Origin of the sequence: Shewanella electrica (genome assembly GCF_022321485.1) — a bacterium.
Taxonomy (GTDB): Bacteria; Pseudomonadota; Gammaproteobacteria; order Enterobacterales; family Shewanellaceae; genus Shewanella; species Shewanella electrica.
In genome coordinates this window covers 187,557-202,508 of the sequence record NZ_JAKOGG010000006.1, presented here as the reverse complement: position 1 = coordinate 202,508, position 14,952 = coordinate 187,557, and the positions used below count along the sequence as shown (strand labels likewise).

Annotated in this window: 12 protein-coding genes and 1 tRNA gene; 3 read left to right on the top strand and 10 right to left on the bottom strand. The window is 49.4% G+C overall.

Annotation, left to right across the window (positions count from 1 at the left end):
• Nucleotides 1–97 precede the first annotated feature (97 nt).
• The 7 genes from L9G74_RS11435 to astE all read right to left on the bottom strand — a co-directional run bounded on the left by L9G74_RS11435 (nucleotide 98) and on the right by astE (nucleotide 8,846).
• A tRNA-Ser gene (locus L9G74_RS11435) sits at nucleotides 98–185 on the bottom strand.
• Between the two features lie 132 nt (nucleotides 186–317).
• The gene (locus tag L9G74_RS11430) at nucleotides 318–2,318 is read right to left on the bottom strand and encodes a methyl-accepting chemotaxis protein (protein WP_238896504.1); all 2,001 of its coding nucleotides are present in this window, start codon (nucleotides 2,316–2,318) and stop codon (nucleotides 318–320) included.
• A gap of 323 nt (nucleotides 2,319–2,641) precedes the next feature.
• On the bottom strand, nucleotides 2,642–3,712 hold the full coding sequence (gene nadA, locus L9G74_RS11425; protein ID WP_238896502.1) for a quinolinate synthase NadA: 1,071 nt from the start codon (nucleotides 3,710–3,712) through the stop codon (nucleotides 2,642–2,644).
• Between the two features lie 227 nt (nucleotides 3,713–3,939).
• Entirely contained in the window at nucleotides 3,940–5,511 is a 1,572-nt protein-coding gene (locus L9G74_RS11420) for a dihydrolipoyllysine-residue acetyltransferase (RefSeq protein WP_238896501.1), read from the bottom strand.
• Nucleotides 5,512–5,520: 9 nt separating this feature from the next.
• Nucleotides 5,521–6,498 carry an alpha-ketoacid dehydrogenase subunit beta gene (locus tag L9G74_RS11415; protein ID WP_238896499.1) on the bottom strand — a complete coding sequence of 326 codons (978 nt, stop codon included), beginning with the start codon at nucleotides 6,496–6,498 and terminating at the stop codon, nucleotides 5,521–5,523.
• 2 nt (nucleotides 6,499–6,500) lie between these two features.
• Complete coding sequence (locus L9G74_RS11410) at nucleotides 6,501–7,679, bottom strand: thiamine pyrophosphate-dependent dehydrogenase E1 component subunit alpha (protein ID WP_238896497.1); 1,179 nt, start codon at nucleotides 7,677–7,679, stop codon at nucleotides 6,501–6,503.
• Between the two features lie 150 nt (nucleotides 7,680–7,829).
• Complete coding sequence (gene astE, locus L9G74_RS11405) at nucleotides 7,830–8,846, bottom strand: succinylglutamate desuccinylase (RefSeq protein WP_238896495.1); 1,017 nt, start codon at nucleotides 8,844–8,846, stop codon at nucleotides 7,830–7,832.
• 167 nt (nucleotides 8,847–9,013) lie between these two features.
• Here astE and msrA point away from each other — a divergent pair, with 167 nt between their 5' ends.
• Nucleotides 9,014–9,493 (top strand): peptide-methionine (S)-S-oxide reductase MsrA, encoded by a 480-nt coding sequence (gene msrA, locus L9G74_RS11400; protein ID WP_238896493.1) that lies wholly within the window; start codon nucleotides 9,014–9,016, stop codon nucleotides 9,491–9,493.
• An 86-nt stretch (nucleotides 9,494–9,579) separates the two neighbouring features.
• Here the strand turns inward: msrA and L9G74_RS11395 are convergent, their stop codons facing one another.
• Nucleotides 9,580–10,668, bottom strand: a complete 1,089-nt coding sequence (locus tag L9G74_RS11395; protein WP_238896492.1) for an AI-2E family transporter — start codon at nucleotides 10,666–10,668, stop codon at nucleotides 9,580–9,582.
• Between the two features lie 372 nt (nucleotides 10,669–11,040).
• On the opposite strand from L9G74_RS11395, the gene bepA reads away from it, so the two are divergent.
• Complete coding sequence (bepA, locus tag L9G74_RS11390) at nucleotides 11,041–12,510, top strand: beta-barrel assembly-enhancing protease (RefSeq protein WP_438944562.1); 1,470 nt, start codon at nucleotides 11,041–11,043, stop codon at nucleotides 12,508–12,510.
• Between the two features lie 61 nt (nucleotides 12,511–12,571).
• A complete protein-coding gene (arsC, locus tag L9G74_RS11385) occupies nucleotides 12,572–12,925 on the top strand; it encodes an arsenate reductase (glutaredoxin) (RefSeq protein ID WP_238896490.1) in 354 nt (117 codons plus the stop codon).
• 119 nt (nucleotides 12,926–13,044) lie between these two features.
• Here the strand turns inward: arsC and hda are convergent, their stop codons facing one another.
• The gene (hda, locus tag L9G74_RS11380; protein ID WP_238896489.1) at nucleotides 13,045–13,755 is read right to left on the bottom strand and encodes a DnaA inactivator Hda; all 711 of its coding nucleotides are present in this window, start codon (nucleotides 13,753–13,755) and stop codon (nucleotides 13,045–13,047) included.
• Nucleotides 13,756–13,781: 26 nt separating this feature from the next.
• Nucleotides 13,782–14,933: a DUF2066 domain-containing protein gene (locus L9G74_RS11375; RefSeq protein WP_238896487.1), complete on the bottom strand. Its 1,152-nt coding sequence runs from the start codon at nucleotides 14,931–14,933 to the stop codon at nucleotides 13,782–13,784.
• Nucleotides 14,934–14,952: the final 19 nt, after the last annotated feature.

Below are 14,952 nucleotides of genomic sequence, written 5' to 3'. Positions count from 1 at the left end.
TGATAAGGAGAACTTTGGCAACAGAGTTGGGAATGGCCCATAAATGCCGCAAAAGCAAAACGGGGTTCAGTTTGCACTGAACCCCGTCTCTAAATTCTGGCGGTGAGGGAGGGAGTCGAACCCTCGATACGTTTCCGTATACACACTTTCCAGGCGTGCTCCTTCGGCCACTCGGACACCTCACCGTTTATCGTCACCGCATCACAACACTCAGCCAGCGGTTAACGGAGCGGTACTTTACGCAAAAGCCTGTAGGTGGTCAAGCAAAAAAACGGTTACCCCTGTTGAGTGAATATTTGCTGAGCAAGTGACTGATTTTAATTGAGTGACGTCTTAAATTTTTGTACTTGGCGCTTCAGATTTTCAGCGTCCTGTTGCAGCGACTTATTCAGATCTGCAAATTCGTCAGCAATCTGTTTCGTGCTGCTGTATGTTTCGCTGATCCGCAGCGCATTGCGGTTAACATCTTCCGACACGATCGACTGCTCATGGGTGGCGGCGGCAATTTGCTCGTTCATGCTCTCAATCAACTCAACTTGCGTGACAATCTGATACAACTCTTCGCCCGCACGATTGGCTTCTTTTACACTGGACTCAGCACGTTGTTTACCTTTACCAATGGCGGTCACCGCTTGCTGAGCACCAACTTTTAGGCGGTCTGTCATCTTGCGAATATCTTCGGTAGAACTTTGCGAACGCTGCGCGAGGTTGCGCACTTCGTCAGCCACCACTGCAAAACCGCGGCCCATTTCGCCTGCCCTAGCCGCTTCAATTGCGGCATTAAGCGCTAACAAGTTAGTCTGTTCCGCAATACCGTTAATCTCTTCAAGCAAGCCGACAATGCTATGAATATCGGCGTCAAGTTGTTGAATCGACTGTGATGCTGTTTCAATCTCGCTCGCCAGTTCGCTTATGGCATCGGCGGTTTTGCAGACTTCCAGATTGCCCTCTTTGGCTTCTTGGCTGGCCACTTTGGTGGCGTCGGTGACTTTAACTGCGCTGCTGGCGATCTCTTGCACGGTAGAACTCATTTGCGTCATGGCGGAAGCCACTTGTTCTGATTCGCTATAACCTATCGCCACATTTTCCGTTAATTGGTGCGAGTACTCGTTGATGCGATTAACAACGAGATTGAGGGTATTGGCGTTATTGCGCACGCTGGCAATAACACCATCAAAATCGGTCAACATCGCGTTGAATGCCATGCCTATTTCACCAATTTCATCATTACCGTTAATCACGACTCGGCTAGTCATATCGAAGTTTTGTTTGGCCTGACCAATACCGTGGTGCAGCGCGGTCAGGCGCGACAACATGTTGTGGATGACCACATAGCTGAACAATAGAATCAGTAACAAGCCAGCGACAATGATGCCCCCCTCAAACCAAGTAGCCTGTAACAATGCCGCATAATGGGTTTGGGTGCTTGTTTCTAAATCTTGTTGTTGTACCAGTTCAAACTGGCGCAGTAATTCAATGCGAGCGGTTGATGCAGCAAACCAGTCTTCTGGCTTTTGCTGGGCTAGTTCATCGCTGTTACGCTCAAAGGCGATATTGCGAAGCTGTTCAACTTGGGCAATTTTGGGGTCTTGCAACAGTTGCTGATATTGGCTCAACAACCGTTGTGGTGTGAGTGCCATAAAGCGCTTTTCAAAACTTTGCTGTTCTGCTACCAAAGTTATAAAGCCTTTATAAGCGCCAGGTTTAAAATCACGGTTACCAAACGTGGCGCTAAGCACGGCTCGCTCAATACCGGCGCGCTCCTTCATTTGTAAGTACGACGAAAAAGACGCTGCTTCTACCGCAATCTTTTTGTCTTCACCGGCTTTTACTACCAAGTCCACTAACGCTAACAACGCACTATTCAATTTGTTGTAGTAAGCCACCTCTTCCGGCACGGTGATTTGCTGGTCATAAACACGTTTACGGATATTATCCAGTTGCACCAGTTCGCTATTAATTTGGTTAATGCGCTCGGTCATGGCCTCGGAAAAATGGCGCTCAGCGGTGTACTGCTGGTAGATCTCTAGTTGTTTGTCGGTCAATTTACGCTGATTGGGTAACGCAGTAGCAAATGCAACGCCGTTGGAACCAAGATAGCCGGCACTCATGCCGCGTTCTTTTTGTAGCTCGTGCACTAAGTTACTTTGCACATTGACTAAATGCGACAAATTCAGCACGCGCTTAGTATCCATCAAGCTGCTGACGTTATGCCAAATGTCAATGCTGCCAAATAGCAGCGCCAATAGCAGTGGCGGTAGGATCACTAGCAGAAATTTGATCTTTATTGACAGGTTGCCAATCCATTGGAAGTTCATTCAGGTCTCCAATATTCATATGGGGATAGTTGTTAATCCTGAGAGGAATGAACCTGAGTATAGTTGACGGATTGAAAATGCGAGGTAATCGGGGCCGTTTATCTTTTCTAGTTGTTTTTACAGCAGATAGAGCGTGATCTCGGCAAGACAGGTGATGCGCTGGGTAGTTGTTTACCACCAACAGCGCCTAACACGGGATAAATCGCGCTCTGTCGCTGTCCAAAGGGTTCATTTAAACGCCAAAGGGAAGCAGCGCCTAATATAGAAAATAAAGCGCCGTAATCCAGATAGATAGCGGCGTTATCTGCGGCTAGAACATAAAGCTAGGCGTTACCTTTTACCTGCATTTTTAGCTCTGCGGCAAAATCCAACATGCGTGTTAGCGGCACTAATGCTTTTTCGCGCAAGCTGTCGTCAACAAATACTTGGTGATCGGCCAATTGACCACTGTCAGCGGTCAGCGCGGCGTAAATCGCTTTCAAGCCATTCATTGCCATCCACGGGCAGTGGGCACAGCTACGGCAAGTGGCACCATTGCCGCCCGTTGGCGCTTCAATCAGCTTTTTGCCGGGTGCAGCTTGCTGCATTTTGTAGAAGATGCCTTTGTCAGTGGCGACGATGAAAGTATCGTTTGCCATATTTTGCGCCGCGTTTATCAGCTGACTAGTCGAGCCAACGGCGTCAGCCATTTCTACCACGCTAGCTGGCGATTCAGGATGCACTAACACGGCGGCTTGCGGATATTGCTGCTTAAGTTGGCGAAGAGCTTTGGCTTTAAACTCGTCGTGCACAATGCACTCGCCCTGCCATAGCAGCATTTCGGCGCCAGTTTGTTTAGCAATGTAACTACCAAGGTGGCGGTCTGGGCCCCAGATAATTTTCTTACCTTGGCTGTCAAGGTGTTCGACAATCTCTAACGCAATGCTGGAGGTCACTACCCAATCGGCACGCGCTTTTACAGCGGCAGAAGTGTTGGCGTACACCACCACGGTATGGTCAGGATGAGCATCACAAAAGGCGCTGAAATCTTCAATCTGACAGCCCACATCTAACGAGCAAGTCGCTTCCAGCGTTGGCATCAATACGGTTTTTTCTGGTGAAAGAATCTTGGCCGTTTCGCCCATAAACTTCACCCCTGCCACAATCAAGGTTGATGCTTCGTGGTGCTTACCAAAACGTGCCATCTCCAACGAATCAGATACACAACCGCCCGTTTCTTCGGCTAACGCTTGAATTTCTGGATCGGTGTAGTAATGCGCTACCAAGGCAGCATTTTTTTGCTGCAGCAGCTTTTTAATCTCTGCTTTGTAAAACGCTTTATCGGCGTCATTAAGCGGCAGCGGTTTCGCTGGAAACGGATAAACAGTGGTAGATGACAGCAGTTCTTGCGACATATCTCGAGCAACTGTAAAAAAACGGTTCGCAAATTATACGAAAACTGTCACCAGAGCGTAACCGTTTTATGTGGATTAGCGCTGAATGCAGCTAAAAGTCTAACAACGCATTAATCAGCAGCGGCCGACGGCGTTATCGCGCCGCTTCGCAAATTCTCCATATCGCACTGCAAAAGCAAAAAAGCTCCAACCGGCGTTGAAGCTTTCATGAGTGTCACTGTGTGACGTTAGATAGCGACCAACATCTCGTCTGGTGTTTCGAGATATTGTTTCCACAGGTTGCAGAACCGCGCCATGGTCGCACCATCAATCACTCGATGGTCGCCAGACCAACTGATATTCATCAACTGGCGAGCAACCACATTGCCATTAGCATCAAATCGCGGCAGTGTTTGGATTTTACCTAATGCCACAATCGCCACTTCTGGCTTGTTGATGATTGGCGTTGCTACCGTGCCGCCGATCACGCCAATATTAGAGATGGTAATCGTGCCACCTTTCATATCGTCCGGCGCTAAACGTCCTTGGCGGGCGGCGTTAGTCAGTCGAGTGATATCACTCGCCAATGCCAGAATCGATTTGTGCTGCACATCTTTAATGTTGGGCACTAACAAGCCGACTTTTGAATCCACTGCCATACCAATGTTGTGACGCGCGAGTAAGGTGAGTTCAGTACAGTCGTTATTAACGCGGCTGTTGATGGTTGGAAACTCTGTCAGCGCCATCGATAAAGCCTTCATAATGAATGGCATCAAGGTTAGCTTGCGATCATCGGTGCTGTATTTGGCTTTTAAGCGTTCACGTAATGCCACCAGTTCAGTGACATCAATCTCTTCGCAATAAGTGAAGTGCGGAATCGTCGCTGCCGATTCAGTCATCTGCCGCGCCATTGCCGCTTGCACGCCTTTAATTGGACGAACCGTATCAGCAACACTCACTGCCGCAGGTTGTGCGTTAACGACTGGCGCAGATGTTGGCGCAGCGCTGACCGCCGCCGTGGTCACGCCATCTTCTAAGTAGCGGGCAATATCTTCTTTATAAACACGGCCATGTTTACCGCTGCCAGGGACTAACGACAAATCGATATCGTGGCTACGCGCTAAGCGACGCACCGCTGGGCTGGCAACCGCTTTACCCGCGCGCGCACTCATTGCCGTGCTAGCAGATGATTCAGCGTTGGCTGCGGTCGTTGCAGCGTTAGCGGTTGCAGGGACTTCAGCGGTCACGGCTGTTGTCGCCACAGCGTCACCTGCGGTGGTGATCTGGAACAATGGGCTATGCACTTTAGCAATATCGCCTTTGTTCCAGTACAGCTTGCTGACGACACCGGCTTTAATGGCTGGGATCTGCACTAACGCTTTATCAGTCATTACGTCACATACAGGTTGGTCTTCTTCAATGGTGTCGCCTTCGGCCACTAACCATTCCACCAACTCGCACTCGACGATGCCTTCACCGATATCTGGCAGCAAGAAATCTTCCGTCTGACCGGCAGCCTTGCTGGCAGGCGTTACCTTCTCTTGCGTAGCGACTGGTGCCGGAGCGCTAGCACCCTCTTCATCGGTCACTTCGACAGCAAATAATGGTTGATGCACTTGTGCCACGGCGCCTTGTGGGTAATACAGTTTTTGAACGACGCCAGCATAAGGCGCAGGGATTTGCACCAAGGCTTTGTCGGTCATCACTTCGCACACCGGTTGATCTTCCGCGATGGTGTCGCCTTCTGCAATCAGCCATTCAGTGAGTTCACACTCCACTACGCCTTCGCCGATATCTGGAAGAATAAAATCCTTAATCATTCACAACTCCTAGAAATTAACCGACGCTTTAATCGCTTCGAAGACTTTAGTGGCATCCGGCATGTACTCTTTTTCATGCACCAGCGGATACGGTGTGTCTAAGCCACATACGCGCATAATTGGTGATTCCAAATAGAGGAAACATTCTTGCTGGATGGTAGCGGCGATTTCACCAGCGAAGCCACCGGTTAACGGCGCTTCATGGCTAACAATCAGCCGCCCAGTTTTAGTGACTGATTTAGCCACGGTGTCAATATCCCATGGCGCCAACGTCCGTAAATCGATGATTTCGCAGCTGATGCCCTGCTCTTTAGCCATTTCTGCCGCTTGTTCGATAACCCCTACCTGTGCGCCCCAAGCGAGCACGGTGATATCACTGCCTTCTTGTACCACTTCGGCCACGCCTAAGGGCAAAGTGTAATCGTCTTCGGGCACATCATTTACCGAGGCGCGGTACAAACGTTTCGGCTCGAAAAAGATCACTGGGTTAGCGTCACGAATGCTTGATAACAGCAAGCCTTTGGCTTGGTAAGCGTTACGCGGCACGACCACTTTTAAGCCTGCCACTTGGGTAAAATACGCTTCTGGCGATTGTGAATGATAGTGTCCACCGGCAATGCCACCGCCGTAAGGCGTTCGAATGGTTAAACCACCCACACTGAATTGATTACCAGAACGATAGCGGAATTTGGCTGATTCATTCACGATCTGGTCAAATGCGGGGAAGATATAATCCGCAAATTGAATTTCCGCCACTGGCGTCATGCCGTTTGATGCCAAACCGTTGGCAAAACCGGCAATGCCCTGTTCGGTCAAAGGTGTGTTAAAACAACGCGCTTTACCAAACTTATCCTGCAAACCGGATGTTGCACGGAATACCCCACCAAAGTGGCCGACGTCTTCACCAAACACCAGCATCTGCTGATTGCGTTCCATCTCTAAAGCCAACGCCTGATTGATGGCCTGTAACATGTTCATCTTTGCCACGGTTACAGTCTCCCTGCCGTTTTCGGATAAGCTTTTGGATATTTTTCGATATGCTGTTTCAATTCAGCTAATTGCTGCTTCAAACGCGGCGTTGGCTGGTCATAAACATCTTCAATCAGCAAATCGATGTGCGGCGCAGGGACTTTCTCAGCCGTTTTTACTGCGGCCAAGACTTCATCACGATACTGGCTGTAAAGCGTTTGTTCTTCGGCTTCGGTGAGCCAACCTTGATTGACCAACCACAGCTTGAAACGTTGCACGGGATCATGTTGCTGCCACTTGGCCTCTTCATCTTTGGAACGATAGCCTGACGGATCATCGGATGATGAGTGCGCCCCCAGACGATAGGTCATTGCTTCAATCAACACTGGCGCAGAGTTTTTCACCGCGTAAGCGCGCGCTTGTTGGGTGGCTGCTAACACGGCCAACATGTCGTTACCATCAACACGAATAGTGTGCATACCGTAACCAACGCCACGGCTAGCGACGCCATTACCCGCAAACTGCTCATCCGTTGGTGTTGAAATAGCGTAACCATTGTTACGGCAGAAGAAGATCACCGGTACCTTGTGTACTGCGGCCATGTTCAAGCCCGCATGGAAGTCACCTTCAGACGCGGCACCTTCGCCAAAATAACACACGGCAACATTAGGTTTTTGCTGCATCTTCAATGAGTAGCCCACCCCCGATGCTTGCGGAATTTGTGTCGCTAACGGCGATGAGATGGTTTGGAAGTTCAGTGCTTGGATGCCATAGTGGATCGGCATCTGCCGGCCTTTGCCTAAATCTTGCGCATTACTAAACAGCTGATCCATAAATTGCTGGGTGGTAAAGCCGCGATAACGTAACGCCGCATGTTCGCGGTATTGCGCCAGAATAATATCGTCAGGCTCTAGTGCCGCCGCGCTGCCTATCACTGCAGCTTCTTCGCCAGTGCAGGTCATATAAAAGCTAATACGGCCTTGGCGCTGTGCGGCCAACATGCGCTCGTCCAACACCCGGGTAAACACACAGGTATCAAAAATGCGTTGGGACAAAGCTTGGTCGATTTGTGGCAACTGCGCCTTATCGTAAGTGGTGCCGTCTGCCTGCAAAATTTTTAGGATTGGGATCTCGAGTGAGTCACGATCGAGAAACGACGCTCGATGTACCACTGATTGTGAAAAATTAGATTGACTCATAGAGTGCTCTTCATCTCATTCAACCGAGCTTAACTAGCTCAATATGGTATTTGTTATTTGCGAGTTGACACTAGGGGAAGTTTACGCGAACGGCAACATCCCTTAGCCGAATTTGAACATTTTAGCCTGTGCGCTAGCGTATAAAATGCTTTACATACAAACATCATTTAAGGCAACCGACACCACACAAAGTGCCGCCCGCTGACCGATGGCTACCTTAGCATTAGGGAACACCACCGCTTCGCCTGTTACATCACAAAAAACCGTTTTGTTGCCATTTTTTGCAATTGCATCGCCTGCCGTAAAGGCGGTGAAATTAGCGGTATCATCTGGAAAAGTAAAACTAAACTCGGTTTCATCGCGGGTAATCACCCGCTTGACTTGATAAAACTTGGCCTGTGCCAAGGTATTATTGTCTGCGGCTAACGGTTGTTGCTCAATCAACGCCCGTAGCACCTGCTCAAGTGCGCTGAGTCGGCTTAAATCATTGTCACCAAATGGCGCGACTTTACCTAGCTCGACAGTGAATGCATCAGCGCCAAATGTGTGGGAACTGTGATAGCTAAAGGTAAATGCGGGCGCATGGTTAAATAGAAACGCTTCAATGCCCGCCGCCGCTAATGGCGCTAGCGTTTGCCGCTGGTAGCCCCGCTGCGGTTGATACGGGCACACGGCGAATTTCTCATGCTTGGAACTACGAATGGCGGTGTGTAAATCCCAGTGAATACGCTGGCGAGAGGCGTCGTTAAAAAACGTTACCAACGCCTGCTCTAACTCGGCCGCCCGCTGGCGCTCTAGGTTCTGCTCGCCCTGCTGATGACTGCCGCAGAATAAGCGGTTTAAATTTTCAACCACAAAACGAGTCGCTTGGCGCATCGCCGTTGGGTTACCAAAGATGAACAGCAAACGCTGCTTGGGTTGCAACTCACCAGTAAAGATCTGCTGCAGCAACTTGTTGCACAACTCAATCGGAGCGGTTTCGTTGCCGTGAATGCCACAGGACAACACGATGTCGGTGTCGCCTGCTTGCTGAGGTTCTATGAGCAAAATGCCTTCAGCTAAAAGCTGTGCGCTAAAATGTTCGTGGGTAACGTGGTCGCTGAGTGGTGTGGCTGCGGCCAAAAGCGACTGTAATAAATCATCGTTAGAGAACATCTTTGCGCCCATAAATATCCTTATGTTGGCAGGAGCTAAATGACAATGGCGCACATATTAACAGGTATCGTTGTCAGCTTCATAGCGCAAGCGCTGATGAATGCGGCGGGAAACACTTGCGTAGTGGCGTCTGCCCTGTCAAAATTGCGGCCATCTAGACATCTAAAGTGAGTTACATTATGGCAATTGCAACATTTGGTGCCGGTTGTTTTTGGGGCGTTGAATATTTTTTCCGCCAAGTTGATGGTGTCATCAATGCCACCAGTGGTTACATGGGCGGCGATAACAAGGCTACTACCTATAAAGAAGTGAAGACTGGCGAAACGGGTCACGCTGAAGTGGTTCAGGTCGAGTTTGATCCTGAAAAAGTCAGCTACGACGATCTGCTGCAAATCTTTTGGAAAAATCACAACCCAACGAGCCTCAACAAACAAGGCGCAGATATGGGCACCCAATACCGTAGCGTGGTGTTTTTTCATGATAAAACGCAGAAAGCTGAAGCTGAGGCTTCTAAGCTGGCGCTGATGAAAAGTGGCAAATGGGGCACGCGGCAGATTGTGACTGAAATCGTGCCCGCACAGCAGTTCCACCCTGCCGAAGATTATCACCAAGATTATATTCAAAAGAACAACTTACCTAGTTGTCATATTGAATATTAATCAGCAGCGGCAGACGAACACCGCTCAACGCGACTGATTAAAACGCAAAGGCGTGCTTAATGCACGCCTTTGCTATTTGGGCAATATCACTCGCCCGAGTTTTTGACGGATATCGGCCGCTCCAAACCATCATTGGGCCAAACGTTGACAATGGCTTTAACCAGAGACGCCAATGGAATAGCAAAAAACACACCCCAAACGCCCCACAGGCCACCAAACACTAACACCGCAGCGATGATGAATACCGGATGCAGATCTACCGCGTCGGAGAACAATACGGGCACCAATAAGTTACCATCTAATGCCTGAATCACACCGTAGCCAATCATCAACTGACCAAACTCAGCACTCCAGCCCCACTGAAAGAACGCTACGGCTGCAATCGGCAAAGTGACTAACGTAGCTCCCACGTATGGGATGAGTACGGAAATGCCGACAGATACGCCCAGTAACGCGGCGTAGTTTAACCCCATCAAGGCGAAGAAGATGTAACTCACCACGCCAACAATCACCAGCTCGATAATTTTGCCGCGGATGTAATTGAAGATCTGTTGATCCATCTCTAACCATACGGCTTTCACCAGTTCACGATTACGTGGCAGAAAACGGCGTGAGCCATTGATCAGTTGCTCTTTATCCTTGAGAAAGAAAAACACCAACAGCGGTACCAAAATAGCGTAAACCAATAGCACCAATAATGAGGCGGAGATCCCCAATAATTGTTTAGCAAAATTGACTAAGTGTTCAGAATCCACCAGTTTTTTGCTCTCTTGCAGCATGGTATCTAGCTGATCTGCACTGATATATTGCGGATAGTCACTGGAAAGGCGTTGCAATAACGCTACCCCCTTGTCGACCATATTGGGAAATTCGGCGACAAACGCCGTTGCTTGTCGCCAGATGCTTGGCATCAAACCAAAGGTGATCAGCAACATGATGGCGATAAATACCACTAACACCAATGAGGCTGCCATGGTGCGATTGATACCGATCTTGGCCATTTGGGCGACGGGCCATTCCAGCAGATAGGCCAAAACTAACCCGAGCAACAAAGGCATCAACAGGTGGCCGGCATACAAGATCACGCCGCCCAATATCAACATAAAAAACAGTAAGGTGACCGCCTGCGGGTCACTAAAGCGCGCTAAATACCAACGACGTATATATTCAAACATTCAGATTAACCTGTAACAGCCCTATATTAGGCAACGATGTGGCAATATGTGGCATGACGCTAAATTGAGGACTATGGACCTTTAGCATGTGAGTTCGATTCACATCTAACATACAGTGAGCGCCACACCACCTGCCAAGGTGATATGAATATGCCATTTTTTTTGGAAGGCGGGAACATCGACCAGCCAATCGAGTCTTAATTTCGGTGGCATTTGCCACATGTTGTGCACTAACGCAGCAATTTGGTTACGATATAAAGCATTTGATAGTCAAAAGCTTGGGTTTATCATCTCACGCTTGCAATTCATCGACCACCATCATTATGCTAGGCGCAGCTCGTTAGATATTCCACAGAACACCAAAGGTTTAGTTTGAATACTCTCACACGTCGTTTACTCAAAAAATCCCTGCTCAGTGTTACCGTCGCGCTATCCCTCAGTTGTGCGGCACAAAGTTTTGCGCGCAACGAACTGCCCGATTTGGGTACTGCCGCCATTAACACCTTAAGCATGGACCGCGAGCTACAGTATGGCGACATCTATATGCGGGTAATCCGGGCCCAAGCGCCGGTATTATATGACCCGTTACTTGAGCAATATATTTCAGAGTTAGGCGGCAGGTTAGTATCACACGCCGATGACGTGCGCACACCGTTTTACTTTTTCATGCTGCAAAACGATGAAATTAACGCGTTTGCCTTCTTTGGTGGTCACGTAGCGGTTCACAGCGGTTTGTTCTTGTACGCCGATGATGAAAGTGAACTCGCCTCGGTATTGGCGCACGAAATTACCCACGTCACACAACGTCACCTCGCGCGTTCGATGGAGGCGCAAAGCCGCAGTGCACCATTGACTCTGGCGGGTATTCTTGGCGCGATTTTGTTGACCGTTGCCGCACCGCAAGCGGGGATGGCTACCTTAATGGGGACTCAGGCGCTGAGTGCACAAAGCCGCATCAACTTTACTCGAGGCAACGAGCAAGAAGCCGACCGCATTGGTATGCGCGTGATGGTCGCGGCCGGGTTTGATCCCAAAGCTGCTGCAGACTTCTTTGGTAAACTCGTGGCGAAATATCGTTACACCACCAAATTACCGCCAATGTTGCTCACCCACCCTATTCCTGAGTCACGTGTGTCAGAAGCCCGCGACCGCGCCGCCCAATATACCCCGGTGCGCGTGCCGCCGAGTCTCAATTTTCAGTTAGCCAAAGCCCGTATTGAAGTGCGTTTTTCTAGCTATTCTGCCCAAGCGGCGTTGGCGCTATTTGAACGGCAGTTAGAAAAACGTGATTTTGCTATTGAACAGGCCGCGCTTTATGGCAAGGCGTTGGCGTTGTTCCGCTTGAATGAGTTCGACAAGGCTGAAGCCATTATCGATAAGTTACTGAAACAAGATCCCGATAACCTGTTCTATCTCGATACCAAGACCGACCTTTACACCCAGCGCAAAGATTACGGCAAGGCTATCGAACTATTAACCCAGCAACTGAAATATCGTCCGTCGTCCCTCGTGCTTAACACCAACTTAGCCAACGTCTATATCGAAAACAAACAAGCGGCAAAGGCGATTCCAATCCTAGAGCAGATGACGTACGACGATAAAAACAATTTGTTGCCCGTGCAGATGCTCAGCCAAGCTTATAATCAGCTTGGCGACAAGGCGCAGGAGTTTTACACCAACGCGCAACTGCGGGCACTGCGCGCTGATTATAAAGGTGCTATCGACCAGCTCAATTTTGCCTACCGCGAAGCAACCGGACAACCACTGCTCATCGCTCGCATTGAAGCGCAATTACGTCAATTCCGCGATGCCGATGAATTGATGAAACGTTTTCAGGGGTAAACCCACTGCATCATAAGGCGCTGCCGCAAGTAGCAGACGCCATAATAGACGGAGAAACCGCATGACCGATATCACCCTGTTTCACAACCCAAGATGTTCTAAGAGTCGCGAAACATTAGCGCTGTTAGAGCAACAAGGTGTCAGTGTTACCGTTGTGGAATATCTGAAAAATCCGCCCAGTGTTGAGCAACTGCATTGGCTAGTAGAGAAATTAGGCTTTGATAGCCCACGCCAACTAATGCGCACCAAAGAAGCGGAATACAAAGAGCAAGGTTTGGATGACAGTGCGCTGACAGAAAACCAACTGCTGCAAGCAATGGTGACAACACCGAAACTGATTGAACGCCCCATTGCCATCAACGGCGAGCGTGTAGCGCTGGGGCGCCCACCGGAAAATGTATTAGCAATCATCTAAGCGGATATGCGTGGATAGCGCCAGCCGTCGCAACCAACGCTCCTGCCCCTTTGATCGCTTACTCAAATAAAAACGCCGCTAATGATTAGCGGCGTTTTTATTTGGCAATGTTACAACAACTACAAACGCAGGATCTCTTTTACAAATGGAATCGTGAGTTTGCGTTGATGCACCATCGATGCTTTATCTAGCTTATCCAGTACATCAAACAATGTGCGCAGATCTCGCGCCAAGCGTGCCAGCAGAAACTTGCCGGTTTCTTCTGGCAGTTGCAATCCCCGCATGGCTGCCCGGCGTTGCAGTGCGGCCAGCTTCTCGTCGTCGGCCATTGGGCTCAGCTGGTAACTTAAGCCCCATTGCATGCGTGAAACTAAGTCAGGCAATGAAAAACCAGCATCCACAGGTGCGTTACGACCAGCCACTATCAAAGCGCAGCGACCAAGCTCCGCTACGCGGTTGTACAGATCGAACAGGGCTTCTTCCCACAAAGGGTGCCCAGCAATGGCATCGACATCATCAATACACACCAGATCAAGCTGTTCGAGACGTTCGAGTAACGCCGGAGAAATACTGGCGTGAATACTCAGCGGTACATAAAAATTGCTGCGTTCAAGTTCATTGGCATGTGCGCAAGCAGCGTGCAACAAATGGGTGCGGCCAGATTTCTCTGGCCCCCAAACATATAAAGATTGCTGTTTTTGCCCTTCGGCTGCCGCGCCGAGGGCTTTAATCAATTCATCATTACCACTGGCGGGGTAATAGCTCTCAAACGTTTCGTCATCGGGAAGATAAACCGGCAACGATAGCTGTATTGGATTATTTTGACTCAATCGAACGTCCACGTTGGCAATAATGACTATTTCGCATCCCAGCGGTAAACACCTATCAAATTATTGTTGGTGTTATCCATGGGGGAGCTGATCGGTTGGTTGTCATCAAGACGAATACGCTGTTCCAGCCGCAACACATTACTTAAGTCATCACGGCTACCAAATAGTTGTAGCTGATAAATAACGTGATTGCCTTGCACCGACTTAACATAGAAATTTTTGACGGCTGACAGTTGACTGAAGAAGTTATCTATCTCAACCAACTGGCGCATATGCGCCACGTTGTTAAATTCAATCTGAGCCACATCGGCCTGGCCTGAATCGGTCACCGCGTACTGTTGCACAAAATAGTCTGACAACGACAGCATGATCTCATCGATGGCGGTGCCGCGATCTTGGGCGTCACCACTACGACTCACCAATGCCGTGGTGAACGGCGTTGCCTGCGAGTTTCTGGCGTATAAGTTCATCTGATAACGCACTTGATTATTCGCGCTGCTATCAAAGGTTACCATGGCAAAATAATCCGCTTGGTAGCGAGCAGAAGCTCTGGCGACAGTATCAGCAAATTGACCACGCACATCATTGACGTTGACCGCCATCAGATCGTCGAGGTCCATCAGAGGGAACATCAGCGGAATACCGCGCACGCTAGAAAACTTAGCAAACGCTTGGCGTTCTTCTGCTGTGGATTCATCAGCTACCAAGTGGCGTTCGCCATCGGCATCGGACGCTAACCACACTAACGTCAATGGGCGTTGCTTGCCCCATACCGGCAATCCAGCGTCACGCAACAGCCGAATCACTTTATCGTGTTCAAAGGTGGCTCTGAGCTGTAAGCCATCGGCAGCTTGCTCGTAGGAGTATTGCACCACCAAGGATGATGCATTGGATAATGCGGCTTGAATTTGGGCATTGTCGCGTAACTCTTTGGCACCAGAGTTAAGCAATAACACATTAAACAACGCCTGTTGTAAGGCGCTGGAACGATCATTGTTGGCGCGTGAATCAACAGTCACAGTCGAACTATCAAGCTGGTCAATTTCGACCGCAGCCGCCATTTGTGTCGCCAACAGTAAGCTAATAGTGGCGAAAATCCCTGATAGATATTTGAGCATACGTGCTTGGTTGCCTACGATTGATGTGGCGCAAGTGTACCACAGATATTGTTCCAGCAAATCTGTCAGCGCTTGCTTT